A 26214-nucleotide genomic window follows, 5' to 3' on the forward strand; every position below is an offset into this window, starting at 1 on the left:
GCCGCCCGCGCGCCGGGCTGGCCTGATGCCCGATCGCAGACGTTCCCGGAGCCCAGCATGAGTGCCCGTATCCCGACCCTCGACATCCGCCGCTTCGACAGCGACCGCGACGCGTTCGTGGCCGAACTCGGTGCCGCCTACCGCGAATGGGGGTTCGCGGGCATCAGCCACCACGGCATCGCGCAGGAACTGATCGACAACGCCTATGCGGCGTTCCGCAGGTTCTACGCGCTGCCCGACGAGGTGAAGCAGCAGTACCACATCGCCGGCCAGGGCGGCGCACGCGGCTACACACCATTCGGCATCGAGACCGCCAAGGGCTCGAAGCACTTCGACCTCAAGGAGTTCTGGCACATCGGCCGCGAACTGCCGGCCGACTCGAAGTACCACGACGTGATGCCGCCCAACGTCTGGCCCGACGAGGTGCCCGAGTTCCGCGAGCACGGCCTGGCGCTGTACCACGCGCTCGACGCGCTCGGTTCGCGGGTGCTGTCCGCGCTGGCGCTGCACATCGGCCTGCCGATGGACTTCTTCGCCGACAAGACCAACTTCGGCAATTCGATCCTGCGGCCGATCCACTATCCGCCGATCACCGCCGACGACATCCCCAACGTGCGCGCGGGCGCGCATGGCGACATCAACTTCATCACCCTGCTGGTCGGCGCGTCGACGGCCGGGCTGGAAGTGCAGTCGAAGAAGGGCGAGTGGGTGCCGTTCACGTCCGAGGGCGACACCATCGTGGTCAACATCGGCGACATGCTCGAGCGTCTGACCAACCACGTGTATCCCTCGACCATCCATCGCGTGGTCAATCCGCCGGGCGAGGCGGCGCGCCAGCCGCGCTACTCGGTGCCGTTCTTCCTGCACCCCAATCCGGATTTCCTGATCGACGTGCTGCCGTCGTGCATCACGCCCGACAATCCCAGTCGCTATCCCGAGCCGATCACCGCACATGGCTTCCTCGAGCAGCGTTTGCGCGAGATCAAGCTCAAGTAAGGCCCGCCGTCGCCCGCCTCCGGCAGGCGGGGCAGGCCGGGCCTCGTCCGTGTGCGGCTGCGCCGACGCCCGGGTCTGCATGACCCGGGCGCCGTGGCCGCTGCCCTCAGGAAGCGCGGGCCTTGACCGGTCCGGCTGTCCGGTCCGCTCTCAGCACCCGGCCACGTTGCACAGCGGCACGATGTTCGCGCTGCTGAATCGCGGACCGACATAGCTGTTGCCGAAATCGCCGATATGCGGACCGCTGACCACGCCGTTGACGTGGTTGCCGCCGTGCGAGTTGGGCGTGTAGTTGCGCAGCCAGCCGCCGCCGCTGCTGCCGTAGGTCATGTCGCAGCCCTGCACCAGCACGTCGCTGCCTTCCCAGCTGGAGCCGTAGCTGCGCCCCGCGCAGATGTGCGTGTGCTGGGTACTGAGGTTGCTGGCATAGCCGTGCGAGGAGGTCTGCTGCTCGTAGCCCCAGTCCCAGCTGCGCCCGAGCCAGCCGACGTAGTTGGTCACCGGCTGGCCGGTGCTGGCCTCGCCGGCCAGCCGGATCGCCGCCACGTCCCAGCGGCGGCCGCCGTCGTTGATCCAGCTGTTGAGCACCGTCGCCGACTGCCAGCCATAGCGTCCGTACGGGGCCACGCCGTAGCGGTCGGCCGGCACGAACACGAAGTTGCGGTTGAACCCCTGGCCGCGGCTATAGACGCAGTGCGCGGCGGTGACGATCACCGAGTTGCCGCTGGCCACGTTGGCCGTGCAGTAGGAACTGCCGCCGCCGGGCGTGGTGAAGTAGAGCTTGCCGATCTTGTTCCACGGCGCGGCGGTCCACTGGAAGGTGTAGTAGTTGCCCGGGTAGCGCACGTAGGGATGGTGCGCGCCGTCCTTGTCGGCCGCCTGCCTGGCGGGCTGCTCGACGTCGCGGCCCTCCAGCGCCTCGATCCTGCGCCAGGCGTCGCCGAACTGCTGCCGGGCCTGGTACTCGGCGAAGGGCAGGGCGCTGCCGCCCTGGGTCGTGGTGTCGAGGAAAGGCCGGCGCGGGACCGGCAGCGGCGCCTCGTCGCCCTTGGGCCGTACGCCTTCGATGGCCGGCCAGGGCAGCGGCGCCACGGCGGCGCGCTGCTTCTCGGTGGCGAAGGGATGCGCGGCGGGAAGGTCGGGAACCTTGCGTTGCGCATCGGCGTCGGCGGTGAGCACCGTCACGTCGCCCTGCGGGGTGCGCACCACCTTCTCCGAGGCGTGTGCGGCACCGGCGGCGAGCGAGGCGGTGGCGAGGGCGATGGCGGCGCGCTGGAGCGTGGTCGCGCGGAGGGTGCGGGTGTTGAAGCTGGATTTCATCTTCTGATGCCTTTGCTCAGGGTCGCCCCGGCGGGAATTCGACGGGGCGGGACCGGCAGCACGGGTCCTGCGCTCCGCCGTCGTGGCGGAACGAACCCGATGTCGTTGTCGATAGGAAAGCTGCGTCGGCTTGTCGCTGCGCTTTCCGTGCATGCCGCGCGGCCCCTTCACGCGCGCCAGCCTCGATCTTCGTCCTGCATGTCCGATCCATCCAACGCCCGGATCGCGCGGCTGCGGACAGCCTGTCGCGTGTCCTACACGGAAATCAGGGTTTTCCTACGGCGCGGCCATGTTGGGGCGCGATTCGGGCGCAACTCTCTCCAGGTCGTGCAGTGAATCCAGTGCGTTCCACACCCGCGACGCGGCGGGTGCAACACCGGCGCCGAAGTCACGCGGGCGGTGGCGCGGATCAAAGCACGGCGACCGGCCTGTTGCGGAGCGTCTTCGGCCAGACGCCCAAGTCCGGCGCGCGTCCCCGTCTCCCGTTGACCGCCCGACGGCCGGCTCGGCGGTGCATCCCGGTCCGGGCGCGGAGGGGCGGTCCGGCATCGGCTATCCTGTGCGCCCTTCACACCACGGGGGTCGCGCGATGCGCCGCAGGATCGTTGCCGGAAACTGGAAGCTGCATGGCACCCGCGACTTCGCGACCACCCTGGTCGGCGACCTCGCCGCGGCGCTGCCCGTGGCAGGCGTGGACGTGGTGGTGCTGCCGCCGCTGCCCTACCTGGGCGACCTGATCGAGGACTTCGAGGGCCACCCGATCGCCTTCGGCGCGCAGGACGTCAGCCACAACGAGGAAGGTGCCTACACCGGCGAAGTCTCGGCGCGGATGCTGCTGGACGTGGGCGCGCGCTACGGCCTGGTCGGCCACTCCGAGCGCCGCAGCCGGCACTTCGAGAACAGCGACCTGGTGGCGAAGAAGTTCCTCGCCGCGTCCAATGCCGGGCTGGTGCCGATCCTGTGCCTGGGCGAGACCCTGGCAGACCGCGAGGCCGGCCGCACCGCCGAGGTGATCGCCGCCCAGCTCGAGCCGGTGCTGGAGCTGGCCGGCGTGGAGCGCTTCCTCGGCGCGGTGGTGGCCTACGAGCCGGTCTGGGCGATCGGCACGGGGCAGACCGCCAGCCCCGCCCAGGCGCAGGAGGTCCATGCCCTGATCCGTGGCCACGTCGCCGCGCGGGATGCTAGAATCGCCGATTCGCTGCCGATCCTGTACGGCGGCAGTGTGAAGCCGGCCAACGCCGCCGAGCTGTTCGCCCAGGCGGACATCGACGGTGGCCTGATCGGCGGCGCATCGCTGGTGGCGGCGGACTTCCTCGCCATCGCCCGCGCCGCGGCCCGCTGACCGCTGCTCACAAGACATTCCGAGTACGCCGCAATGCTGCTGTTGATCCTCAACATCCTGTTCGTCCTGATCGCGATCGCGATGATCGCGCTGATCCTCATGCAGCGCGGCGCCGGCGCATCGGCCGGTTCCGGCTTCGGCGGTGGCGCCTCGGCCACCGTGTTCGGCGCGCGCGGCTCGGCCAGCTTCCTGACCAAGGCCACGAAGTGGCTGGCGATCAGTTTCTTCGCCATCACCCTGTTCATGGCCTGGTACGCGACGCGCCAGGCCACCGCGCCGCAGGCCGGCGCCGACCTGGGCGTGATGTCGCAGGTGCCGGCCGCGCCGGCGTCGCCGGCGACCGTGCCGGGCGCGCCACCGGCCGCGAGCGCGGTGCCCGCTGCGCCGCAGCAGTCCGCCGCCGAGCCGGCCGTCGTGCCGGCTGCTCCTGCGCAGCAGCAGGAGGAGGCCGGGCAGGAGACCGCACCGGCTGCTCAAGACGAGCAATAACGCTTACAATTGCCGCGTTGCCAGAAGTGGTCTGCGCGGCGACAGATTTGCCCAGGTGGCGGAATTGGTAGACGCACTACCTTGAGGTGGTAGCGGCTTAGGTCGTGGGGGTTCGAGTCCCCCCTTGGGCACCATATTTACCGATGTCGCGCGCGCGTCAAGGCGCGCCGAGCGACGGCCGCTACATTGGCGGCAAGTAGCCGAGAGAACAACCGAGTGCTGGCCGAATACCTGCCGACCCTGCTGTTCCTGATCGTTGCCACCGGTATCGGCGTGTCTCTGCTGATCATCGGCAACCTGTTGGGCCCGAAGCGTCCCACGCCGGAAAAGCTCTCGCCCTACGAGTGCGGCTTCAACGCGTTCGAGGACTCGCGCATGCAGTTCGACGTGCGTTACTACCTCATCGCGATCCAGTTCATCATCTTCGACCTGGAAATCATCTTCATCGTGCCCTGGGCGACGGTGTTCCGCGAGCTCGGGCCGCTGGGCCTGATCGAGATGGGCATCTTCGTGGGCATGCTGCTGCTCGGATTCATCTACGTGTGGAAGAAGGGAGCGCTCGAATGGGAGTGATCCAGGCGATCCGCGGCCTGGCGGATTCGGCCAGCAACCCGCTGCCCGACGGGCGCGTCGACGACATCCTGCGCCCGGAAACGCTGCTCGGTGGATCGGCGGACAACAATCCGCTGCTCGAGCGCGGCTTCGTCACCACCAGTTCCGACGTGCTGCTCAACTGGGCGCGCACCGGTTCGATGTGGCCGATGACGTTCGGCCTGGCCTGCTGCGCGGTAGAGATGATGCATGCCGGCGCCGCGCGCCTGGACCTGGACCGCTACGGCGTGGTGTTCCGCCCGTCGCCGCGCCAGTCCGACGTGATGATCGTGGCCGGCACCCTGGTCAACAAGATGGCCCCGGCGCTGCGCAAGGTCTACGACCAGATGCCCAACCCCAAGTGGGTGATCTCGATGGGCAGCTGCGCCAACGGCGGCGGCTACTACCACTATTCCTACGCGGTGGTGCGCGGCTGCGACCGCGTGGTGCCGGTGGACGTGTACGTGCCCGGCTGCCCGCCGACGGCCGAGGCGCTGATCTACGGCATCCTGCAGCTGCAGAAGAAGATCCGCCGCGCCACCAACTTCGGCGACGACAAGACGGGGATGCGTCATGGTTGATCGGGTGTCCCGGGAAACCGCGACGGCATTCGCGGATCGCCTGCGCGCGCGCTTCCCCGATGCCGAGGTCACCGTGGCGATGCCGCGTGGCGAGGTCGGGCTGTCGACCGCAGGCGACTGGCTGGAGACATGCACCGCGCTGCGCGACGAGTTCGGATTCGAATCGCTGGTCGACCTGTGCGGCGTCGACTACCTGGGTTACGGCAGCGACGAGTGGGACACCGAGGCTTCTTCGGAAGGCTTCAGCCGCGGCGTGGAAGGACGGGGCCCGGGACGTTTCCGCTTCGGCGAAACGCCCTCGCAGCAGCTCGACACGCCCGACGGCGTCGGCGCGATCCCGATGCCGCAGCGGCGTTTCGCCGCCGTGGCGCAACTGCTGTCGGTGCAGCACAACCGGCGCGTGCGCGTGACCTGTCATGGGCCCAGCGACGAGTTGCCGGTGGTGTCCTCGCTGACCGGGCTGTGGCCGGTGGCCAACTGGTTCGAGCGCGAGGCGTTCGACCTGTTCGGCATCGTCTTCAGCGGCCATCCGGACCTGCGCCGGATCCTGACCGACTACGGTTTCGTCGGCCATCCGTTCCGCAAGGACTTCCCGCTGATCGGCAACGTCGAAGTGCGCTACGACGCGGAGAAGAAGCGCGTGGTGTACGAACCGGTGACCTCGGTGGAGCCGCGGGTGAACGTGCCGCGCGTGATCCGCGACGACGCGCGCTACCAGACCGCCGTCGACGAGCAGCGCGCGCGCCGCGAGCGGGCGGGCAGGGCGGAGGTGTCGAAGTGAGCGCCATTCCGCACACGCCGCTGCGCCAGGCCAGCGAGGGCTTCGCCAGCAATCCGGCCGAGTCCAGGCAGGAGATCCGCAACTACACGCTGAACTTCGGCCCGCAGCATCCGGCCGCGCACGGCGTGCTGCGCCTGATCCTGGAGATGGACGGCGAGGTGGTGCAGCGTGCCGACCCGCACGTCGGGCTGCTGCATCGCGGCACCGAGAAGCTGGCCGAGTCCAAGCCGTTCAACCAGTCGATCGGCTACATGGATCGCCTGGACTACGTGTCGATGATGTGCAACGAGCACGCCTACGTGCGCGCGATCGAAACCCTGATGGGGATCGAGGCGCCGGTGCGCGCGCAGTACATCCGCACGATGTTCGACGAGATCACCCGGATCCTGAACCACCTGATGTGGATCGGCTCCAACGCGCTCGATCTCGGCGCGATGGCGGTGTTCCTGTACTCGTTCCGCGAGCGCGAGGAACTGATGGACGTGTACGAGGCGGTGTCGGGCGCGCGCATGCACGCGACCTACTACCGTCCCGGCGGCGTCTACCGCGACCTGCCCGACCGCATGCCGAAGTACCGCGAATCGCCGTGGCGCAAGGGCGGCAAGCTCAAGCGCTTCAACGAGTGGCGCGAAGGCTCGATGCTGGACTATCTGGAGGCCTTCGCGAAGGACTTCCCGACCCGCGTCGACGAGTACGAGACGCTGCTCACCGACAACCGCATCTGGAAGCAGCGCACCGTCGGCATCGGCGTGATCCCGCCGGAGCAGGCGCTGGCGTGGGGCATGACCGGTCCGATGCTGCGTGGCTCGGGCGTGGCCTGGGACCTGCGCAAGAAGCAACCCTACGCGAAGTACGCGGAAGTCGATTTCGACATCCCGGTCGGCGTCAACGGCGACTGCTACGACCGCTACCTGGTGCGCGTGGCCGAGATGCGCCAGTCCACCCGCATCGTCGAACAGTGCGTGAAGTGGCTGCGGGCCAATCCGGGCCCGGTGATGATCGACAACTACAAGGTCGCGCCTCCCTCCCGCGAGGAGATGAAGGACGACATGGAAGCGCTGATCCACCACTTCAAGCTGTTCTCCGAGGGCTACAGCGTGCCGGCCGGCGAGACCTACGCCGCGGTCGAGGCGCCCAAGGGCGAGTTCGGCTGCTACCTGGTCAGCGACGGCGCCAACAAGCCGTTCCGCGTGCACCTGCGCGCGCCGGGCTTCGCGCACCTGTCGTCGATGGACGAGATCGTGAAGGGGCACATGCTGTCGGACGTGGTGGCGATGATCGGCACCTACGACATCGTGTTCGGCGAAATCGACAGGTAAGGCAGGCGATGAAAGCGACAGGCAATTTCGAGAACGCGCGCAACGTCGACCCGATGGTCGCGCTCAGCGACGCGACCCGCGCGCACATCGACCACTGGCTGACCAAGTTCCCGCCGGACCGCAAGCGCTCGGCCGTGCTGCCGGGCCTGCATGCCGCGCAGGAGCAGAACCAGGGCTTCCTGACCGACGAGCTGATCGCCGCGGTGGCCAAGTACCTGGACCTGCCGCCGGTGTGGGCCTACGAGGTCGCGACCTTCTACACGATGTTCGAGACGCAGAAGGTCGGCCGCAACAACGTCGCCTTCTGCACCAACATCAGCTGCTGGCTCAACGGCGCCGAACAGCTGGTCGAGCACGCCGAGAAGAAGCTCGGCTGCAAGCTGGGCGAATCCACCGCAGACGGCCGCGTCTACCTCAAGCGCGAGGAAGAGTGCGTGGCCGCCTGCTGCGGCGCGCCGGTGGTCGTGATCAACGGGCATTACCACGAGAAGCTCACCGCCGAGAAGGTGGACGAGCTCCTGGACGGGCTGAAGTGATGGCGGGTCATTCGCACTATTCCGAAGGCTACGGCCCCGTCGGCCCCGCGCCGAAGGAGCACCAGGCCGTCTACACCACGCTGCATTTCGACAAGCCGTGGTCGTACGAGAACTACCTCAAGACCGGCGGCTACCAGGCGCTGCGCAGGATCCTGACCGAGAAGATCCCGCCGGCCGACGTGATCGAGATGGTCAAGCAGTCCGGCCTGCGCGGCCGTGGCGGCGCGGGTTTCCCGACCGGGCTCAAGTGGAGCTTCATGCCCAAGGGCGAGATGCAGAAGTACATCCTCTGCAACTCCGACGAATCCGAGCCGGGCACCTGCAAGGACCGCGACATCCTGCGCTACAACCCGCATGCGGTGATCGAGGGCATGGCGATCGCCTGCTACGCCACCGGTTCGGGCGTGGGTTACAACTACCTGCGCGGCGAGTTCCACCACGAGCCGTTCGAACACCTCGAGGAAGCCACCCGCGAGGCCTACGCCAATGGCTGGCTGGGCAAGGACATCCTCGGCTCGGGCATCGACATCGAGATCTACAACGCGCTCGGCGCGGGCGCCTACATCTGCGGCGAGGAAACCGCGCTGATGGAGTCGCTGGAAGGCAAGAAGGGGCAGCCGCGCTACAAGCCGCCGTTCCCGGCCAACTTCGGCCTGTACGGCAAGCCGACCACGATCAACAACACCGAGACCTACGCCTCGGTGCCGGCGATCGTGCGCAACGGTGCCGAATGGTTCATGGGACTGGGCAAGCCCAACAACGGCGGCTGCAAGATCTTCTCGGTGTCGGGCCATGTCGCCCGTCCCGGCAACTACGAGATCCGCCTCGGCACGCCGTTCAGCGAGCTGCTGGAACTGGCCGGCGGCATGCGCAACGGCCACCGCATCAAGGGCGTGATCCCCGGCGGTTCGTCGATGCCGGTGCTCCCGGGCGAGACGATGCTGGGCCTGACCATGGACTACGACGCGATCCAGAAGGCCGGTTCCGGCCTGGGTTCGGGCGCGGTCATCGTCATGGACCACACCACCTGCATGGTGCGCGCCTGCCAGCGCATCGCGCGCTTCTATTTCAAGGAAAGCTGCGGCCAGTGCACGCCCTGCCGCGAAGGCACCGGCTGGATGTACCGCATGCTCACCCGCATCGCCAACATGGAAGCCACGCTCGACGACCTGCACATGCTGCGCACCGCGGCCGGGCAGATCGAGGGCCACACCATCTGCGCCTTCGGCGAGGCCGCGGCCTGGCCGGTGCAGGGCTTCCTGCGCCACTACTGGCATGAATTCGAATACGCCATCGTGAACAAGCGATTCCACGTCGACGACGAACTCGCCGGCACGCTGGTCGAGTCCGGGAAGGTGGCCGCGTGAGCGCCCAGCCCGTCAACCCGAACCTGCCGCCCGACCACGTCACCGTCTTCATCGACGGCGTGGAGTTGGCCGCGCCCAAGGGCTCGATGATCATCCAGGCCGCCGACAAGGCCGGCATCGCGATCCCGCGCTTCTGCTACCACGACAAGCTGTCGATCGCGGCCAACTGCCGCATGTGCCTGGTCGATACCGAGGTCGGCGGACGCTCGGCGCCGAAGCCCTCGCCGGCCTGCGCCACGCCGGTGATGGACGGCCTCAAGGTCTTCACCCGCAACGAGAAGGCGCTGGGCGCGCAGCGCAACGTGATGGAGTTCCTGCTGATCAACCATCCGCTCGACTGCCCGATCTGCGACCAGGGCGGCGAGTGCGAACTGCAGGACCTCTCGCTGGGCTACGGCCGTTCGGTCAGCCGCTTCGTCGAGCGCAAGCGCGTGGTCGCCGACGAGGATCTCGGACCGCTGGTCGCCAGCGACATGACCCGCTGCATCCAGTGCACCCGCTGCATCCGCGTCACCGCGGAGATCGCCGGCACCTACGAGCTGGGCGGCATGCAGCGCGGCGAGAACCTGCAGATCGGCACCTACGACGGCAAGCCGCTGACCACCGAGCTGTCGGGCAACGTGATCGACGTGTGCCCGGTGGGCGCGCTGACCAACAAGGTGTTCCGCTTCCGCGCACGGCCGTGGGAGCTGATCGCGCGCGAATCGCTGGGCTTCCACGACGCCCTGGGCAGCAACCTGTTCCTGCACATGCGCCGCGGCGACGTGATGCGTGCGGTCCCGCGCGACAACGATGCGGTCAACGAGTGCTGGCTGTCCGACCGCGACCGCTACTCCCACCAGGGCCTGTACGCCGACGATCGCGCGGCGCAGCCGATGATCCGCATCGCCAGCAACGGCGACGCGGGCGACTGGCGCGAGGCGACGTGGGACGAGGCGCTGGCCAAGGCCGCGCAGATCCTGCGCGAGAACGGCGCCGACAACCTGGGCGTGCTGGTGCACCCGGCCACCTCGAACGAGGAGGGCAGCCTGCTGGCGCGCCTGGCCGAAGGCCTGGGCACGGGCAACATCGACCATCGCATCGCCCAGCACGACCTGTCCGACGGCGCGGTTGCCGAACCGTTTTCGATGGCAGTGGCCGATATCGACCAGGCCGACGCCATCGTCATCGTCGGCTCCAACCTGCGCCATGAAGTGCCGCTGCTGCACCAGCGCGTGCGCAAGGCCTGGCGCCGCGGCGCGAAGGTGCACGTGGTCAACCCGGTCGATTTCGAATTCGCCTTCGACATCGCCAGCAAGACCATCGTCGCGCCGTCCAGGCTCGCCGAAGCGCTGGGTTCGGCCGGGCTGGCCGACGCGGTACGCGATGCCGGCAGCATCGCCGTGATCGTGGGCGCGGTGGCCGAGAATGGCCCGCATGCGGCCGCCATCCGCGCCGCCGCCCGCAGCTTCGCGCAGGTGGCCGGTGGCGCGCTGTGCCGGATTCCGCAGGGCGCCAACGCGCTGGGACTGGCGCGCCACGGCGTGCTGCCGTCGGCGCGCGACGCCGGCGCCATGCTGGTCGAGCCGCGCGCGGCCTACGTGGTCTACGGCCTCGAGCCGGGCCTGGACTTTGCCGACCAGGCCGCGGCGATGAAGGCGCTGGGCGGCGCGCAGGTGGTGGCCTTCAGCCATTTCGCCTGCGAGTCGACGCGCCGCATCGCCGACGTGATCCTGCCCATCGCCACGCTGTTCGAGAACGACGCCACCCTGACCAACCTGGACGGCATCGACCAGCGCGCCGTCGCCGCCGGCAAGCTGCCAGGCCAGGCGCGCAAGGGCTGGACGGTGCTGCGCGCGCTTGGCGGCATGCTGGCGCTGCCGGGCTTCGAGTTCACCGACCTGGCCGGCCTGCGCGCCGGAATGCAGGCCTCGGCGCCCAACGCGGCTCGCGGCGCGGCCACCGTGGCGGCGACGTCCGAGGGCTTCGAGCTGGCGGTTTCGCAGGGGATCTACCGCGTCGACGGACTGACCCGCCGCGCGCAGGCGCTGCAGGCGCATCCGCTCACCGTCGGCCCGCGCCTGAACCTGCATCCGGACGACGCCGGCGCCATCGGCCTTGGCCAGGGCGCGATGGTGAAGGTCCGCAACGCCGCAGGCACCGCGGCCCTGCCGGTCAATCTCAGCAACCTGGTGGCACGCGGCTGCGCGTGGGTGGAGTCGGGTTACGGCGCGACCGCAGCCCTCGGCGCCGGCAACGTCACGGTGGAGGCGGCATGAGCGCGACCACCACGACCGCCGCCAACACGGCCACCCTGCTGTCGGGCTGGACCGCACCGCTGTACGACTGGCTGATGTCGCTGGGCGCGATCGGCGTGATCGTCTGGATCGTGCTCAAGGTGCTGGCGATCGCCGTGCCGGTGATCGTCACGGTCGCCTTCTACGTCGTCTGGGAACGCAAGCTGATCGGCTGGATGCACGCGCGGCATGGCCCGATGTACGTGGGCTGGGGCGTGCTGCAGGCCTTCGCCGACGTGTTCAAGCTGCTGTTCAAGGAGGTCATCCAGCCCAGCAGCGCGCACAAGGCGCTGTACGTGCTGGCACCCCTGATCACGCTGGCGCCGGCCTTCGCGGCCTGGGCGGTGGTGCCGTTCGACGCGCAACTGGTGCTGTCCAACGCCAACGCGGGCCTGCTGTACCTGCTGGCGATGACCTCGCTTGGCGTGTACGGCGTGATCCTGGCCGGCTGGGCCTCCAACTCGAAGTACGCGTTCCTGGGCGCGATGCGCTCGGCCGCGCAGGTGGTGAGCTACGAGATCGCGATGGGCTTCGCCCTGGTCGGCGTGATGGTCGGCGCCGGCAGCCTGAACCTGTCGCAGATCGTGATGGCGCAGGCGGGCAACGCGGGCCTGCTGGAGTGGTTCTGGCTGCCGATGCTGCCGCTGTTCGTCATCTACTTCGTGTCCGGCGTGGCGGAGACCAACCGCGCACCGTTCGACGTGGTGGAAGGCGAGTCGGAAATCGTGGCCGGGCACATGGTCGAGTACTCGGGCTCGGCGTTCGCGCTGTTCTTCCTGGCCGAGTACGCCAACATGATCCTGGTCAGCTTCCTGACCCCGATCTTCTTCCTGGGCGGCTGGCTCTCGCCGATCCCCGCTGCCTGGATCCCCGACGTGCCGGTGCTGGCCGTGATCCTGGGCGACGGCTGGTGGTGGCTGTTCGCCAAGGTGTTCTTCTTCGCCAGCTGCTTCATCTGGTTCCGCGCCTCGTTCCCGCGCTACCGCTACGACCAGATCATGCGGCTGGGCTGGAAGGTCTTCATCCCGCTGAGCATCGGCTGGATCGTGGTGGTGGCGTTGATGGCGTATTTCGGCGTGTTCGAGGCGGGCGTCTGATGGGCAAGTTCGTTTCATGGTTCCGGAGCCTGCTGCTGCTCGAGTTGCTCGGCGGCATGGCGCTGACGCTCAAGTACCTGTTCCGTCCCAAGTACACGCTGATGTACCCGATGGAAAAGACGCCGCAGTCGCCGCGCTTCCGCGGCCTGCATGCGCTGCGCCGGTACCCGAACGGCGAGGAGCGCTGCATCGCCTGCAAGCTGTGCGAGGCGGTGTGTCCGGCGCTGGCGATCACCATCGATTCGGAGCCGCGCGAGGACGGCACGCGCCGCACCACGCGCTACGACATCGACCTGTTCAAGTGCATCTACTGCGGTTTCTGCGAGGAGTCCTGCCCGGTCGACTCGATCGTCGAGACCCACCTGCACGAGTACCACTTCGAGAACCGTGGCGAGAACATCGTCACCAAGCCGCAGCTGCTGGCCATCGGCGACCGGCTCGAAGCCGAGATCGCCGAGCGCCGCGCCGCCGACGCCGCCTTCCGATAAGCGACCGACCATGGATTTCGCACTGCTCGCCTTCCTCGCCTTCGCTGCCGTGGCCGTCGCCTCGGCCGGTGCGGTGATCAGCGTCCGCAACCCGGTGCACGCCGCGCTGTTCCTGGTGCTGACCTTCTTCACCGTGGCCTGCACCTGGATCCTCGCCGGCGCCGAGTTCCTCGGCGTGGCCCTGATCCTGGTGTACGTGGGCGCGGTGATGGTGCTGTTCCTGTTCGTGGTGATGATGCTGGACATCGACGTGGTGCCGCTGCGCGAGGGTTACGTGCGCTACCTGCCGGTCGGCCTGCTGGTGGCGGTGGTGATGCTGGTCGAGATCCTCACCCTGATCGGCATAAAGTCGCGGCTGGCGCCGTTCGGCGTGGACCAGGTCGATGCAGTGGGCGCCAATAACGTCAGCTGGATCGCACGGCGCCTGTTCACCGACTTCCTGCTGCCCTTCGAAGTGGCTGCGCTGATCCTGACGGTGGCGGTCGTGGCTGCCGTGACCCTTACCCTGCGCCGCCGCCCGGGCGCCAAGCACCAGAACCCGGGCGAGCAGACGCGCACCCGCGCCGCCGATCGCGTGCGCATGGTGAGCATGGCGGCCGAGCGGCCGGTCGTCGAAGCGCCACCGGCCGATGCCGCGGGCGCGGAAGGGGAGGCGAAGTAATGGAGTTCTTCGGACAAGGGCTGGCGCTGGGCCACTATCTCGCGCTGGGCGCGGCGTTGTTCTGCATCAGCGTGGCGGGCATCTTCCTCAACCGGAAGAACGTGATCATCCTGCTGATGTCGATCGAGCTGATGCTGCTCGCGGTCAACGTCAACTTCATCGCCTTCTCGCGCCACTTCGGCGATGAGGCCGGGCAGATCTTCGTGTTCTTCATCCTGACCGTGGCCGCCGCGGAGGCCGCGATCGGCCTGGCGATCCTGGTCACGCTGTTCCGCAACCGCCGCACCATCAACGTCGCCGAGATCGACACGCTGAAGGGGTGAGCCGCAGCGCTTGCGGACCACTGGTCCGCGCTGCGGCGAACGCCCGGCCATGGATGGCCGGGCCGGATCTCCCCGGAGCCCACGCCGTACCGCCATGGATGGCCGCAATGACAACTCGAGCGCAAGGTATGCGGACCACTGGTCCGCGCTGCGGCGAACGCCCGGCCATGGATGGCCGGGCCGGGTCTCTCCGGAGCCCATGCAGGACTGCAATGGAAGGCTGTGGTGACAATTCGGGATATGAGGTACGCGGTTGGCACCGGCGCGTGCATCGACGGACGCCCGGGGAAGTGAAGACGATACGACTCCGGTAATGGACAAGACATGGCGATTTCGACAACCCACCTGCTGATCATCGTGCTGGCACCGCTGCTGGGCGCGATCGTGGCCGGCTTCTTCGGCCGCCAGGTCGGCCGCGCAGGCGCGCACACGGTCACGATCCTCGGCGTCGCGGTCAGCTGCGCGCTGTCGGGCTACGTGCTGTGGCAACTGGTGGGGCAGGGTGCGGCGCCGTACTACCAGAACGTCTACACCTTCTTCGAAGTGGGCAACTACTCGGCCCACGTCGGCTTCCTGGTCGACAACCTCACCGCGATGATGATGGTGGTGGTGACCTTCGTGTCGCTGCTGGTGCACGTGTACACCATCGGCTACATGGCCGACGACCCGGGCTACCAGCGCTTCTTCAGCTACATCTCGCTGTTCACCTTCTCGATGCTCATGCTGGTGATGAGCAACAACTTCCTGCAGCTGTTCTTCGGCTGGGAAGCGGTGGGCCTGGTGTCGTACCTGCTGATCGGCTTCTGGTTCAAGCGGCCGACCGCGGTGTTCGCCAACCTCAAGGCGTTCCTGGTCAACCGCGTGGGCGACTTCGGCTTCCTGCTCGGCATCGCCGCGGTGATGTGGTACTTCGGCAGCCTCGACTACGCCACCGTGTTCGGTCGCGCGGGCGAGGTGCTCGACGGCGCCACCATCCAGGTACTGGGCAGCACCGAGTGGTCGGTCGCGACCATGATCTGCATCTGCCTGTTCATCGGCGCCATGGGCAAGTCGGCGCAGGTGCCGCTGCACGTGTGGCTGCCCGACTCGATGGAAGGCCCGACCCCGATCTCGGCGCTGATCCACGCCGCGACCATGGTCACCGCGGGCATCTTCATGGTCGCGCGCATGTCGCCGATCTTCGAGATGAGCGTCACCGCGCTCGATTTCGTGCTGTTCATCGGCGCCACGACGGCGTTCTTCACCGGCCTGATCGGCATGGTCCAGAACGACATCAAGCGCGTGGTCGCCTATTCGACCCTGTCGCAGCTGGGCTACATGACCGTGGCGCTGGGCGTGTCGGCGTACTCGGCGGCGGTGTACCACCTGATGACCCACGCCTTCTTCAAGGCGCTGCTGTTCCTGGCCGCGGGCAGCGTGATCATCGGCATGCACCACGAGCAGGACATGCGCAGGATGGGCGGCCTGCGCAAGTACATGCCGATCACCTTCTGGACTACCGTCATCGGCACGCTGGCGCTGGTGGCCACGCCGTTCTTCAGCGGCTTCTATTCCAAGGACATCATCATCGAGGCGGCGAAGCTCGGCGCCGATCGCGGCTGGGTCGGCACCTACGGCTACTGGGCGGTGCTGCTGGGCGCATTCGTGACCTCGTTCTACAGTTTCCGCCTGCTCTACCTCACCTATTTCGGCGCGGAGCGTTTCCGCGAAGTGCCGCAGTCGCATCCCGAGGCGCAGCACGGACCGCTCGGCCAGGAAACCCGACACGAGCCTTCGCACCTGGACGCGCACGGCGAGCACGCCGACGACGCCCACCACGGTGTGCACGAGCCGCACGAGTCCCCGTGGGTGGTGACCCTGCCGCTGGTGCTGCTGGCGATCCCCTCGATCCTGGTCGGCTTCTTCACGGCCGGTCCGATGCTGTTCGGCACCGACTGGAGTGGCCACGAGGAGACGACTCCGTTCTTCGCCGGCGCCATCGAGGTGTTCGCTGCGCACGACGTGATGGCGCAGATCAAGGAACACCTGTGGCACGGCCCCGTCGCGTTCGCCCTGCACGGCATGGTCGCGCCCGCCTTCTGGCTGAGCCTGGCCGGCTTCCTGCTGGCGACGCTGATGTACGTGTGGCGGCCCGGCCTGGCGCCGAAGGTGGCGCATGCGCTGCGCGTGCCGATCCGCGTCCTCGAGAACAAGTACGGCATGGACGATCTCTGGATCAAGGGCTTCGCCGGCGGCAGCGTGCTGCTGGGCCGCGGCTCGCGCGACGTCGACAGCAAGCTGATCGACGGCGTGCTGGTCAACGGCGCCGCCCGCGTCGTCGACCTGGCCGCGGGCCTCGTCCGCCGCATGCAGACCGGATACCTCTACCACTACGCGTTCGCGATGATCCTCGGCCTGATCGTGCTCCTGGCCGTACTGATCCGCTATTGGACCTGACCCCGTGCAGAACTGGCCCCTCCTCAGTCTCCTGATCTGGCTGCCGATCTTCGGTGGCGCCGCCGTGCTCGCGCTCGGCGACAAGCGCGCCGCCGGCGCACGCTGGCTGTCGCTGGCGATCGCCGTGCTCGTGTTCGTGCTCAGCCTGCCGCTGTTCACCGGCTTCGACTACTCCGCCACCAGCCTGCAGTTCCTCGAGCGGCGCGAGTGGATCCCGGCCTACGACATCCAGTACCACCTGGGTGCGGATGGCATCTCGATCGCCCTGATCATCCTCACCGCGCTGACCACCGCGCTGGTGCTGGTGGGCGCGTGGACCTCGATCGACCGGCGCGTGAGCCAGTACTACGGCGCGCTGCTGATCCTCGAAGGCCTGATGATCGGCGTGTTCTCGGCGGTGGACGCGCTGCTGTTCTACGTGTTCTTCGAAGCCATGCTGATCCCGATGTTCATCATCATCGGCGTCTGGGGCGGGCCGCGGCGCGTGTATGCGTCGATCAAGTTCTTCCTGTACACGTTCCTAGGCTCGATCTTCATGCTGGTCGGCCTGATCTACCTGTACCTGAAGGCGGGCAGCTGGCAGCTGCCGGACCTGTACGCACTGCGCCTGACCTCGACCGAGCAGATGTGGCTGTTCTTCGCCTTCCTCGCCGCGTTCGCGGTGAAGGTGCCGATGTTCCCGGTCCATACCTGGCTGCCCGACGCCCACGTCGAGGCGCCGACCGGCGGCTCGGTGATCCTGGCGGCGATCATGCTGAAGATCGGCGGCTACGGCTTCCTGCGCTTCAGCCTGCCGATCACGCCCGACGCCGGCCACGAATGGGCCTGGCTGGTGATCGCGCTGTCGCTGATCGCGGTGGTCTACGTGGGCCTGGTGGCACTGGTCCAGGAGGACATGAAGAAGCTCATCGCCTATTCCTCCGTGGCGCACATGGGCTTCGTGACCCTGGGTACGTTCATCGCCTTCTCGCTGATGCGCGACGTCAGCGGCGGCGAGGACGCGGCGCGCCTGGGCCTGCAGGGCGCGATGGTGCAGATGATCTCGCACGGCTTCATCTCCGGCGCGATGTTCTCCTGCGTCGGCGTGCTGTACGACCGCATGCACACCCGCATGATCCGGGACTACGGCGGCGTGGCCAACGTGATGCCCTGGTTCACCTTCTTCATGGTGCTGTTCGCGATGGCCAACTCCGGCCTGCCGGGGACCTCAGGCTTCGTCGGCGAGTTCATGGTGGTCCTGGCCAGCTTCCAGCACCATCCGATGATCGCCTTCACCGCAGCGCTGACCCTGATCATCGGCGCGGGCTACTCGCTGTGGCTGGTCAAGCGGGTGATGTTCGGCGAGATCGGCAACGCGCACGTGGCCCAGCTCAAGGACATCAACGGGCGCGAATGGCTCGTGCTGGGCACCTTCGCGGTCGGCACGGTGCTGATCGGCGTGTGGCCCAAGCCGCTGATCGACCTGATGGACCCGGCGATCGCGCAGCTGGCGACCCACATCGCGGCGAGCAAGCTGTGAACCGGGACCCGGCCCGCCGCTTCGAGGGTGGAGACAGGGTGGCCTGCGTGGCCACCGAGGAATGCATGAAGTGATGACGACCGCGATGACGCCCCCTCCCGTACGTTCCTTCGCCGAGCTGGCGCCGATGGCGCCCGAGCTGGTCGTGGTCTTCGGCGCGTTCGCGCTGCTGATGCTCGACCTGTTCCTGGACGACCGCCGCCGCGTACTCACCCACGCGCTCGCGATCGCGACCCTGCTGACCGCCGCGGCCATGGTCTGGCTCGACGTGGGCGGGCAGGGCAGCACGCTGTCGGGGATGTTCGTGCGCGACGAGGGCGCGGACCTGATGAAGCTGGTGCTGCTGCTGGTCAGCGCGCTGGCGATGGCCTACATCTGGCCGTTCCTGCGCGAGCGCGGGCTGTACAAGGGCGAGGTGGCGGTGCTGGTGCTGTTCGCGGTCGCCGGCATGATGCTGCTGGTTTCGGCCGGCAGCATGACCATGGTCTATGTCGGCCTGGAACTGCTCGCGCTTTGCTCCTACGCGCTGGTCGCCACGGATCGCGACAGCCCGATGGCCTCCGAAGCGGCGATGAAGTACTTCGTGCTCGGCTCGCTGGCCTCGGGCCTGCTGCTGTACGGCATGACCCTGGTGTACGGCGCCACCGGCACGCTCGACCTTGCCGCCATCCGCGACGCGGCCGGCGGCGTGTCCGGCACGGACCGCACCCTGCTGCTCACCGGCACGGTGTTCGTGGTCGTCGGCATCGCGTTCAAGTTCGGCGCCGCGCCCTTCCACATGTGGCTGCCCGACACCTACCACGGTGCGCCCACGCCGATCACGTTGTTCATCGGCTCGGCGCCGAAGATCGCGGCGTTCGGCATGAGCTGGCGCATGCTCGACATCGCGCTCGGGCCGCACTACGAACAGACCCAGCTGCTGCTGGCGGTGCTGGCCGCGCTGTCCCTGGGCGTCGGCAACCTGTTCGCGATCGCGCAGACCAACCTCAAGCGCATGCTGGCGTATTCCACGATCTCGCACGTGGGCTTCATGTTCATGGGCCTCGCGGCCGGTGGCGCCGAGGGTTATGCGGCGGCGCTGTTCTACGCGATCAGCTACACCATCATGTCGGCGGCCGGATTCGGCGCGATCGTGATGCTTTCGCGCCAGGGTTTCGAAGCCGATCGCATCGAGGACTTCCGCGGCCTCAATGCGCGCAATCCCTGGATGGCCGGCCTGGTGCTGCTGATCATGGCTTCGCTGGCCGGCGTGCCGGTGCTGCTGGGCTTCTGGGCCAAGGTCGCGGTGCTGCGCGCGGCGCTGGAGGCCGACCTGCTGTGGCTGGCGATCGTCGGCATCGTGTTCGCGGTGATCGGCGCGTTCTACTACCTGCGCGTGATCAAGGTGATGTACTTCGACCAGCCCTCGGGCGAACCGGTCACGGTCCGGGGCGGTGCGCTGCAGGCGGTGTTCTCGCTCAACGCGCTCGCGCTGCTGGCTCTGGGCCTGTTCTGGAGCCCGGTGATGGAGTGGTGCCAGCAGGCGTTCGCCTGAGCATCCTGAAGTAAACGATGCGCCGGGCTTGCCAAAAGCATCCGCCATCGTCATAATTCCGCTTCTGCTGCGGGGTGGAGCAGTCTGGCAGCTCGTCGGGCTCATAACCCGAAGGTCGCAGGTTCAAATCCTGCCCCCGCTACCAAACATATCCGCGCATTGCTCCGGCGTGGATGACGAAGAGGCGGCCCTGGAAACGGGGCCGCCTTTTTCGTTTCTGGCGATGGCGATGGCGATGGCATGCGTATTTCCTGTCGCGTGCGCATCGATCTGCGGGTGGCGGCCGCTCGCGATGCGTGCACGCGCCATTGGCGCGACGCAATCGTGCGGAAGCGGCCTGCGTCGATGGCATCATGCGCGCCGTGCCGATCTCCGCGAGCCGACCTTGATCAATCTGCGACACGTCCTCCTTGCCGTCGGCATCCTGTGGGGCGGCTTCGGATCCAGCGTAGAGGCGGGCGATGTCCCCGGGCCGACGGCCGCGGCGACCCGCTTCACGACTGCAACGCCGCACTGGTCCGCCGCCGCCGCGACGGCGGCGACAGGAATCCCAGACGGAAGACTGGCCTTCCACCACACCAACGCCAACGCAACGCTGACGCGAAGCGGAACGCGCCTCGGCAGCAACGGCGCCGACGTGGTGGCGACGGGCTTCCTGCGCAAGCCCTTGAGCGGCCGGACGTACGTCGAAGCAGTCGTCTTCCACGGAGGCCGGCACGCAGCCGGCGTCTCGCTGTGGGGCGACGCCGTGGGCAAGCTCGGCGACGCCGCGCACCCCGGTCGTTCCTACGGCGCCGCAGGCGCGTCCACGCAGGCGGTGTCCGCGTGGACGGTCGTGGCCTACGCCAACTACGGCCTGCCGCGCGACACGAAGATGGAGGTCGGGTCGCTTTCCGGCGCGTCGGGCCAGCGCATCGTCGTGCAGATGGCGGTCGACGCCACGACGCGTGCGGCGTGGGTGAAGCTGTCGACGGCCGCTGGCTGGGCCGGCGGTGGCAACCCGGCCTCCGGCACCCGCCCCACGTTCATCCTCGAAGGCACGGACCCGATCCTCGTGGGTGGCAATGCCTCGGATCCGGCCAACTTCGTCGAAATCCTCGCCGCGGACCAGCACGTCGGCCCGATCCCGGTCGGTTTCACGCCCTACGGCTGAGTGCGCAGCCGCAGGGCCGGTGCGGGCAGGGTATCGCCGGCAGGGGGCTGGGCGTCGGGTCTCGCCGCAGAGCCGGTGCGGCTCAGGCGCGAGCGGCGAAGCGTGGTGATCCGGCCCGCAACGCCCTGCGAGCGGACCTGGTTCGCGTGGCGGCACCCGCCGCAGCGACCGGCGCAAAGGTGGACTTGCCCGCGGCCAGCCGCTATGATTCCGGGCTTGCGCGGCGCAGCGGCACCCTGAACGGCTCTGCAGGTCAGGATGGAGCGCGCGCGCTACTGGTTTCACCGGGTCATCGCAGGCGCTGAAGCCTCGCGATGGCGCCTGGAAACCGGGCTTCATCGAGGTCACTGCTTGCCTCGATACCGAAATCCGGCTCTGGCCGGACATTCAGGACAAGGGGCCCATCGGGCCCTTTGCTGTTTCTGGCGATCGGCTTTCTGGCGATCTGGACAAGGTTGAACGACGCGACGTGACGGACAAGGCGACACAGATCAGCACGCTGCTTGCGCCCACGGTGGAATCGTTGGGGCTGCAACTGCTTGGCATCGAGTACCTGCCCGCGCCGGGCGGCTCGCTGGTGCGCCTGTACATCGACGTGCCGCAGGCGGAGTCCGACGACCGGGTCGTCACGATCGAGGATTGCGAAGCGGTCAGCCGCGAGGTGTCCGCGCAGCTCGACGTCGAGGATCCGATCTCCGGCAACTACACGCTGGAAGTCTCCTCGCCGGGCGTGGACCGGCCGCTGTTCGATGCCGCGCAGTTCGCGCGCTTCACCGGAGAACGCGCCAAGGTCGGCCTGAAGCTGCCGCAGGACGGCCGCCGCCGGCTGACCGGCACCATCGTCTCGGTCGATGGCGGAACGATCGTGTTCGACATCGACGGCCAACCGTTCGAAGTGTCGGCCGACAACATCGACAAGGCGCGCCTGGTACCGGACTGGGCGGCGCTGGGCTACGCACCGGCGCGCGACCTGCCCGGCGGCGACGCCCGCCCGGGCAAGCCGGGGCGCAAGGCGCCGGGACGGCGCGCGGCCAGGCCGCGGCGCGACTGATTTTCCGCCGTGCCGGGCGTTTTGCGGCGCGGCACGAGGGACCGGGCGCAGCGTCCGGGAGTGATGACAGGATCAAGCCGGTTTTCAGAGGTCTTACATAGATGAGCAAAGAACTGTTGTTGGTCGTGGACGCCGTCGCCAACGAGAAGGGCGTTCCCGAGTCGGTGATCCTGGAAGCGATCGAGGCCGCGCTGGCCACGGCGGCGAAGAAGCGCTACCTCGACCAGGACGTGCTGACCCGCGTGTCGATCGACGCGAAGGATGGCAGCTACGAGACGTTCCGCCGCTGGGAAGTGGTGGCCGACGACGTGGTGATGGAATCGCCGGATCGCCAGATCCGCCTGATGGACGCGGTCGACGAAGTCGAAGGCGTCGAGGTCGGCGACTACATCGAAGAGCAGATCGAGAACGTCGACTTCGGCCGCATCGCCGCGCAGGCCGCCAAGCAGGTGATCGTGCAGCGCGTGCGCGAAGCCGAGCGCCAGCAGGTGGTGGACGCGTGGAAGGACCGCATCGGTGAACTGGTCACCGGCGTGGTCAAGCGCGTGGAGCGCGGCAACGTCTACGTCGACCTGGGCGGCAACGCCGAAGCGTTCATCCCCAAGGACAAGGCCATCCCGCGCGACATCGTGCGCGCCGGCGACCGCATCCGCGGCTACCTGTTCGACGTGCGCAGCGAACCCCGTGGCCCGCAGCTGTTCATCAGCCGCGCCGCGCCCGAGTTCATGATGGAACTGTTCAAGCTCGAAGTGCCGGAAGTCGGCCAGGGCCTGGTCGAGATCAAGGCCTGCGCGCGTGATCCGGGCGACCGCGCCAAGATCGCCGTCATCGCCTACGACAACCGCACCGATCCGATCGGCGCCTGCATCGGCATGCGCGGTTCGCGCGTGCAGGCGGTGAGCAACGAACTCAACGGCGAGCGCGTGGACATCGTGCTGTGGTCGGACAACCCGGCGCAGTTCGTGATCAACGCGATGGCGCCGGCCGAGGTGCAGTCCATCGTCGTCGACGAGGACAAGCACTCGATGGACCTGGCCGTGGCCGAGGACAAGCTCGCCCAGGCGATCGGCAAGGGCGGCCAGAACGTGCGCCTGGCCAGCCGCCTCACCGGCTGGCAGCTGAACGTGATGACCCAGGACCAGGTCACGGCGAAGTCGGAGGCCGAGCAGGCCGCCGCACGCGCCCTGTTCCAGGAAAAGCTCGAGGTCGACGAGGAAATCGCCGGCATCCTGGTGTCGGAAGGCTTCGGCACGGTCGAGGAAATCGCCTACGTGCCGGTCGGCGAGCTGCTGGCGGTGGAGGGCTTCGACGAGGACATCGTCGAGGAACTGCGCGCCCGCGCCCGCGACGCGCTGCTCAACGACGCGCTCGCGGTCGAGGAGGAGCTCGACGAGAACGCGCCGGCCGAGGACCTGCTGGCGCTGGAAGGCATGGACGACGAAACCGCCTATGCGCTGGCCTCGCACGGTGTGCGTACCAGCGAGGAACTGTCCGACCTGGCGGCGGACGAAGTGCTCGAATTCGGCATCGAGGGACTCGACGGGGAACGCGCCGCGGCGCTGATCCTGGCTGCCCGCGCCGAGGAAATCGCACGCCTGGAGCGCGGCGAATGACCACGCGATGAACGCCGCCCTGCACCGATCAGGGCTTAGAATCCGCGCTTCCCTTGCTCTCGGCGAGGGGGCGCCAAACAGAGCATAGGACCCGAATGTCGCAACAAACCACCATCCGCAAGCTCGCCGCCCTGGTCAACACGCCGGTGGAGAAGCTGCTGGAACAGCTGTCCGAAGCGGGCATGGCGTTCAACGATCCCGACCAGGTCGTCACCAGCACCGAAAAGGTCAAGCTGCTCGGCTTCCTGCGCCGCACCCATGGCAAGGACGAGAAGCCTGCCGAAGAGGCCGTGGCGCCGAAGAAGATCACGCTCAGCCGCACCCGCAAGCAGGAGCTCACCGTTGGCGGCGGCAAGAACCGCTCGACCGTCGACGTGGTGGTGCGCCGCAAGGTCACGCTGGTCAAGCCGACCGCCGAAGCCGCGAAGGGCCCCGCCGCGCCGGTGAACGACGAGCAGGCCGAGATCCTGCGCAAGCTCGAGGAGTCGCGCCAGCGCAACCTGTCCGAGCAGCAGCGCCTGGCCGAGGAAGACCAGCGTCGCGCCGATGAGGCGGCCGAACTCAAGCGCCAGCAGGAGGCCGAGGCCGAACGCCTGCGCAAGGAAGCCGAACAGGCCGTCGCCGCGCCCGAGGCCGATGCCGCCGCGCGCAAGCCGGCGCATGGCCACGGCCATCCCAAGCCGCCGCCGGCGCGCGACGAGCGCAACGCCGGTCCCAAGCACAAGGGCAACCGCGGCTCGCACGCGATGGTGGCGGGCGTCGAGGACGACGACAGCACGGCGCGCTTCGCCGGCCAGCTGCACCTGAGCGCGACCGAGCGCGCGCGCCGCAGCAACACGCGCAGCAGCAAGCCGCGGTCGCGTCGCCAGGTCGAGCAGTCGCGCAGCGGCGCCGGTCCGCACGGGTTCGAGCGTCCGACCGCGCCGGTGGTGCGCGAAGTGGCGATCGGCGAGGCGATCACCGTGGCCGACCTGGCCTCGAAGCTCGCGCTCAAGGGCGGCGACGTGGTCAAGGCGCTGTTCAAGATGGGCGTGATGGCCACCATCACCCAGAGCATCGACCACGACACCGCGGTGCTGGTGGTCGAGGAGCTGGGCCACAAGGCGGTCGCGGCCGAAGCCAACGACGCCGAGTCCGAGCTGCTGGCCCACGTCGAGGGCGCGGGCGGCGAAGCGTCGCAGCGTCCGCCGGTGGTCACGATCATGGGTCACGTCGACCACGGCAAGACCTCGCTGCTGGACTACATCCGCCGCACCAGGATCGCCACCGGCGAGGCCGGTGGCATCACCCAGCACATCGGCGCCTACCACGTCGAAACCGACAAGGGCGTGGTCAGCTTCCTCGACACCCCGGGCCACGCCGCGTTCAGTTCGATGCGCGCGCGCGGAGCCAAGCTCACCGACATCGTGGTGCTGGTGGTCGCGGCCGACGACGGCGTGATGCCGCAGACGATCGAGGCGATCCAGCACGCGAAGGCGGCCAAGGTGCCGCTGATCGTGGCGATCAACAAGGTCGACAAGTCCGACGCCGATCCGGAGCGGATCAAGAACGAACTGCTCGCCCACGATCTCGTCGCCGAGGACTTCGGCGGCGACACGCAGATGGTCGAGCTGTCGGCCAAGACCGGCCAGGGCGTGGACAACCTGCTCGACGCGATCTCGCTGCAGGCCGAGGTGCTCGAACTCCGCGCCGTGTCCGAAGGCCGCGCCTCGGGAACGGTCATCGAGTCCTCGCTGGACAAGGGCCGCGGCCCGATCGCGACCGTGCTGGTGCAGCAGGGCCTGCTGGAGAAGGGCGACTACCTGGTGTGCGGCGTGCAGTTCGGCCGCGTGCGCGCGCTGTTCGACGAAACCGGGTCGCAGGTCGCCAGCGCCGGGCCCTCGATCCCGGTGCAGGTGCTCGGCCTGTCGGGCGTGCCGGACGCGGGCGACGACTTCGTCGTGGTCGCGGACGAGCGCCTTGCCAAGGACGTGGCCCAGCAGCGCGAGGCCAAGCGCCGCGAACTGCGCCTGGTGGCGCAGGCCGGCAACCGCATGGAAGACATCATGGCCCAGATGGGCCAGGGCGAGGCGCAGCAGCAGCTCAACCTGGTCATCAAGGCCGACGTGCAGGGTTCGGTGGAGGCGCTGCGCCAGGCCGTCACCGCGCTGTCGAACGAGCAGATCCGCATCAACGTGATCGTCTCTGGCGTGGGCGGCATCACCGAGTCCGACGCCAATGCCGCGGCCACCGCCAAGGCCACGATCATCGGCTTCAACGTCCGTGCCGACGCCTCGGCGCGCAAGGTCATCGAGAACAGCGGCCTGGACCTGCGCTACTTCTCGATCATCTACGACGTGATCGACCAGGTGAAGCAGGTGGCCTCCGGCATCCTGGGCGTGGAGATCCGCGAGCAGATCATCGGCATCGCCGAGGTCCGCGACGTGTTCCGCAGCTCCAAGTTCGGTGCCGTCGCCGGCTCGATCGTGGTCGAGGGCGTGGTCCGCAAGAACCGTCCGATCCGCGTGCTCCGCGACAACACGGTGGTTTTCGAGGGCGAACTCGAATCGCTGCGCCGCTTCAAGGAGAACGTCGAGGAAGTGCGCAACGGCACCGAGTGCGGCATCGCGGTGAAGGCCTACAACGACGTCAAGCCGGGCGACCAGATCGAGTGCTTCGAGCGCATCGAGGTCCAGCGGACGCTGTAGGCGTCCGCCGGGATTCGGGATTCGGGATTGGGGATTCGACAGAACACTCCGCTT

General features: G+C 68.2%; 22 protein-coding genes and 2 tRNA genes. 23 read left to right on the forward strand and 1 reads right to left on the reverse strand.

Features of this window, described 5'->3' with window-relative positions; translation table 11 throughout:
• The first annotated feature begins 57 nt into the window (after positions 1-57).
• Positions 58-996, forward strand: coding sequence for a 2-oxoglutarate and iron-dependent oxygenase domain-containing protein (locus Q0863_RS12005; RefSeq protein WP_298578136.1), 939 nt, complete (start codon positions 58-60; stop codon positions 994-996).
• A 150-nt stretch (positions 997-1146) separates the two neighbouring features.
• Here Q0863_RS12005 and Q0863_RS12010 read toward each other — a convergent pair whose 3' ends face one another.
• Complete coding sequence (locus Q0863_RS12010; protein WP_298578138.1) at positions 1147-2316, reverse strand: hypothetical protein; 1170 nt, start codon at positions 2314-2316, stop codon at positions 1147-1149.
• A 589-nt stretch (positions 2317-2905) separates the two neighbouring features.
• On the opposite strand from Q0863_RS12010, the gene tpiA reads away from it, so the two are divergent.
• The 22 genes from tpiA (at position 2906) to infB (ending at position 26160) form a co-directional block, all read left to right on the forward strand.
• Positions 2906-3658, forward strand: a complete 753-nt coding sequence (gene tpiA / locus Q0863_RS12015; RefSeq protein WP_298578140.1) for a triose-phosphate isomerase — start codon at positions 2906-2908, stop codon at positions 3656-3658.
• A 33-nt stretch (positions 3659-3691) separates the two neighbouring features.
• Complete coding sequence (secG, locus tag Q0863_RS12020) at positions 3692-4147, forward strand: preprotein translocase subunit SecG (protein WP_298578142.1); 456 nt, start codon at positions 3692-3694, stop codon at positions 4145-4147.
• 49 nt (positions 4148-4196) lie between these two features.
• Positions 4197-4281, forward strand: a tRNA-Leu gene (locus tag Q0863_RS12025).
• An 82-nt stretch (positions 4282-4363) separates the two neighbouring features.
• Positions 4364-4720: an NADH-quinone oxidoreductase subunit A gene (locus Q0863_RS12030; RefSeq protein ID WP_298578145.1), complete on the forward strand. Its 357-nt coding sequence runs from the start codon at positions 4364-4366 to the stop codon at positions 4718-4720.
• Entirely contained in the window at positions 4711-5319 is a 609-nt protein-coding gene (locus Q0863_RS12035) for an NADH-quinone oxidoreductase subunit B (protein ID WP_298578146.1), read from the forward strand. Before Q0863_RS12030 ends, Q0863_RS12035 begins: the two co-directional genes overlap by 10 nt.
• Positions 5312-6100 (forward strand): NADH-quinone oxidoreductase subunit C, encoded by a 789-nt coding sequence (locus Q0863_RS12040; protein WP_298578148.1) that lies wholly within the window; start codon positions 5312-5314, stop codon positions 6098-6100. Before Q0863_RS12035 ends, Q0863_RS12040 begins: the two co-directional genes overlap by 8 nt.
• Positions 6101-6120: 20 nt before the next feature.
• Positions 6121-7419, forward strand: coding sequence for an NADH-quinone oxidoreductase subunit D (locus Q0863_RS12045; RefSeq protein WP_298578252.1), 1299 nt, complete (start codon positions 6121-6123; stop codon positions 7417-7419).
• Between the two features lie 8 nt (positions 7420-7427).
• Entirely contained in the window at positions 7428-7955 is a 528-nt protein-coding gene (gene nuoE / locus Q0863_RS12050) for an NADH-quinone oxidoreductase subunit NuoE (RefSeq protein ID WP_298578150.1), read from the forward strand.
• Positions 7955-9322, forward strand: a complete 1368-nt coding sequence (gene nuoF, locus Q0863_RS12055) for an NADH-quinone oxidoreductase subunit NuoF (RefSeq protein ID WP_298578152.1) — start codon at positions 7955-7957, stop codon at positions 9320-9322. The genes nuoE and nuoF overlap by 1 nt, the downstream gene beginning before the upstream one ends.
• Entirely contained in the window at positions 9319-11580 is a 2262-nt protein-coding gene (nuoG, locus tag Q0863_RS12060) for an NADH-quinone oxidoreductase subunit NuoG (RefSeq protein WP_298578154.1), read from the forward strand. The genes nuoF and nuoG overlap by 4 nt, the downstream gene beginning before the upstream one ends.
• The gene (gene nuoH, locus Q0863_RS12065; protein ID WP_298578156.1) at positions 11577-12695 is read left to right on the forward strand and encodes an NADH-quinone oxidoreductase subunit NuoH; all 1119 of its coding nucleotides are present in this window, start codon (positions 11577-11579) and stop codon (positions 12693-12695) included. Before nuoG ends, nuoH begins: the two co-directional genes overlap by 4 nt.
• A complete protein-coding gene (gene nuoI, locus Q0863_RS12070) occupies positions 12695-13183 on the forward strand; it encodes an NADH-quinone oxidoreductase subunit NuoI (RefSeq protein ID WP_298578158.1) in 489 nt (162 codons plus the stop codon). Before nuoH ends, nuoI begins: the two co-directional genes overlap by 1 nt.
• Positions 13184-13193: 10 nt before the next feature.
• Positions 13194-13844 carry an NADH-quinone oxidoreductase subunit J gene (locus tag Q0863_RS12075; RefSeq protein WP_298578160.1) on the forward strand — a complete coding sequence of 217 codons (651 nt, stop codon included), beginning with the start codon at positions 13194-13196 and terminating at the stop codon, positions 13842-13844.
• Complete coding sequence (gene nuoK, locus Q0863_RS12080) at positions 13844-14167, forward strand: NADH-quinone oxidoreductase subunit NuoK (protein WP_298578162.1); 324 nt, start codon at positions 13844-13846, stop codon at positions 14165-14167. Before Q0863_RS12075 ends, nuoK begins: the two co-directional genes overlap by 1 nt.
• 324 nt (positions 14168-14491) lie before the next feature.
• Positions 14492-16603, forward strand: coding sequence for an NADH-quinone oxidoreductase subunit L (nuoL, locus tag Q0863_RS12085; protein ID WP_298578164.1), 2112 nt, complete (start codon positions 14492-14494; stop codon positions 16601-16603).
• Between the two features lie 4 nt (positions 16604-16607).
• Positions 16608-18122 (forward strand): NADH-quinone oxidoreductase subunit M, encoded by a 1515-nt coding sequence (locus Q0863_RS12090; RefSeq protein ID WP_298578166.1) that lies wholly within the window; start codon positions 16608-16610, stop codon positions 18120-18122.
• Positions 18123-18195: 73 nt separating this feature from the next.
• Positions 18196-19656, forward strand: a complete 1461-nt coding sequence (gene nuoN / locus Q0863_RS12095) for an NADH-quinone oxidoreductase subunit NuoN (RefSeq protein ID WP_298578168.1) — start codon at positions 18196-18198, stop codon at positions 19654-19656.
• A 68-nt stretch (positions 19657-19724) separates the two neighbouring features.
• Positions 19725-19801: transfer RNA gene (locus Q0863_RS12100), tRNA-Met, on the forward strand.
• Between the two features lie 24 nt (positions 19802-19825).
• Entirely contained in the window at positions 19826-20809 is a 984-nt protein-coding gene (locus tag Q0863_RS12105) for a hypothetical protein (protein ID WP_298578170.1), read from the forward strand.
• 469 nt (positions 20810-21278) lie between these two features.
• Positions 21279-21860 (forward strand): ribosome maturation factor RimP, encoded by a 582-nt coding sequence (gene rimP / locus Q0863_RS12110; RefSeq protein ID WP_298578172.1) that lies wholly within the window; start codon positions 21279-21281, stop codon positions 21858-21860.
• Between the two features lie 101 nt (positions 21861-21961).
• Positions 21962-23473 carry a transcription termination factor NusA gene (nusA, locus tag Q0863_RS12115; RefSeq protein ID WP_298578175.1) on the forward strand — a complete coding sequence of 504 codons (1512 nt, stop codon included), beginning with the start codon at positions 21962-21964 and terminating at the stop codon, positions 23471-23473.
• Positions 23474-23568: 95 nt separating this feature from the next.
• Positions 23569-26160: a translation initiation factor IF-2 gene (infB, locus tag Q0863_RS12120; protein WP_298578177.1), complete on the forward strand. Its 2592-nt coding sequence runs from the start codon at positions 23569-23571 to the stop codon at positions 26158-26160.
• The last annotated feature ends 54 nt before the right edge of the window (positions 26161-26214 follow it).

It is taken from the genome of uncultured Luteimonas sp., assembly GCF_947492465.1.
In the GTDB taxonomy this organism is placed as follows: domain Bacteria; phylum Pseudomonadota; class Gammaproteobacteria; order Xanthomonadales; family Xanthomonadaceae; genus Luteimonas.

Excerpts from the sequence above, each read along its gene's own strand:
- Q0863_RS12005 (WP_298578136.1), top strand. The coding sequence starts at position 58 with ATGAGTGCCCGTATCCCGACCCTCGACATCCGCCGCTTCGACAGCGAC.
- Q0863_RS12010 (WP_298578138.1), bottom strand. The coding sequence starts at position 2,316 with ATGAAATCCAGCTTCAACACCCGCACCCTCCGCGCGACCACGCTCCAG.
- tpiA (WP_298578140.1), top strand. The coding sequence starts at position 2,906 with ATGCGCCGCAGGATCGTTGCCGGAAACTGGAAGCTGCATGGCACCCGC.
- secG (WP_298578142.1), top strand. The coding sequence starts at position 3,692 with ATGCTGCTGTTGATCCTCAACATCCTGTTCGTCCTGATCGCGATCGCG.
- Q0863_RS12035 (WP_298578146.1), top strand. The coding sequence starts at position 4,711 with ATGGGAGTGATCCAGGCGATCCGCGGCCTGGCGGATTCGGCCAGCAAC.
- Q0863_RS12040 (WP_298578148.1), top strand. The coding sequence starts at position 5,312 with ATGGTTGATCGGGTGTCCCGGGAAACCGCGACGGCATTCGCGGATCGC.
- nuoE (WP_298578150.1), top strand. The coding sequence starts at position 7,428 with ATGAAAGCGACAGGCAATTTCGAGAACGCGCGCAACGTCGACCCGATG.
- nuoF (WP_298578152.1), top strand. The coding sequence starts at position 7,955 with ATGGCGGGTCATTCGCACTATTCCGAAGGCTACGGCCCCGTCGGCCCC.
- nuoH (WP_298578156.1), top strand. The coding sequence starts at position 11,577 with ATGAGCGCGACCACCACGACCGCCGCCAACACGGCCACCCTGCTGTCG.
- nuoI (WP_298578158.1), top strand. The coding sequence starts at position 12,695 with ATGGGCAAGTTCGTTTCATGGTTCCGGAGCCTGCTGCTGCTCGAGTTG.
- Q0863_RS12075 (WP_298578160.1), top strand. The coding sequence starts at position 13,194 with ATGGATTTCGCACTGCTCGCCTTCCTCGCCTTCGCTGCCGTGGCCGTC.
- nuoK (WP_298578162.1), top strand. The coding sequence starts at position 13,844 with ATGGAGTTCTTCGGACAAGGGCTGGCGCTGGGCCACTATCTCGCGCTG.
- nuoL (WP_298578164.1), top strand. The coding sequence starts at position 14,492 with ATGGCGATTTCGACAACCCACCTGCTGATCATCGTGCTGGCACCGCTG.
- nuoN (WP_298578168.1), top strand. The coding sequence starts at position 18,196 with ATGACGACCGCGATGACGCCCCCTCCCGTACGTTCCTTCGCCGAGCTG.
- nusA (WP_298578175.1), top strand. The coding sequence starts at position 21,962 with ATGAGCAAAGAACTGTTGTTGGTCGTGGACGCCGTCGCCAACGAGAAG.
- infB (WP_298578177.1), top strand. The coding sequence starts at position 23,569 with ATGTCGCAACAAACCACCATCCGCAAGCTCGCCGCCCTGGTCAACACG.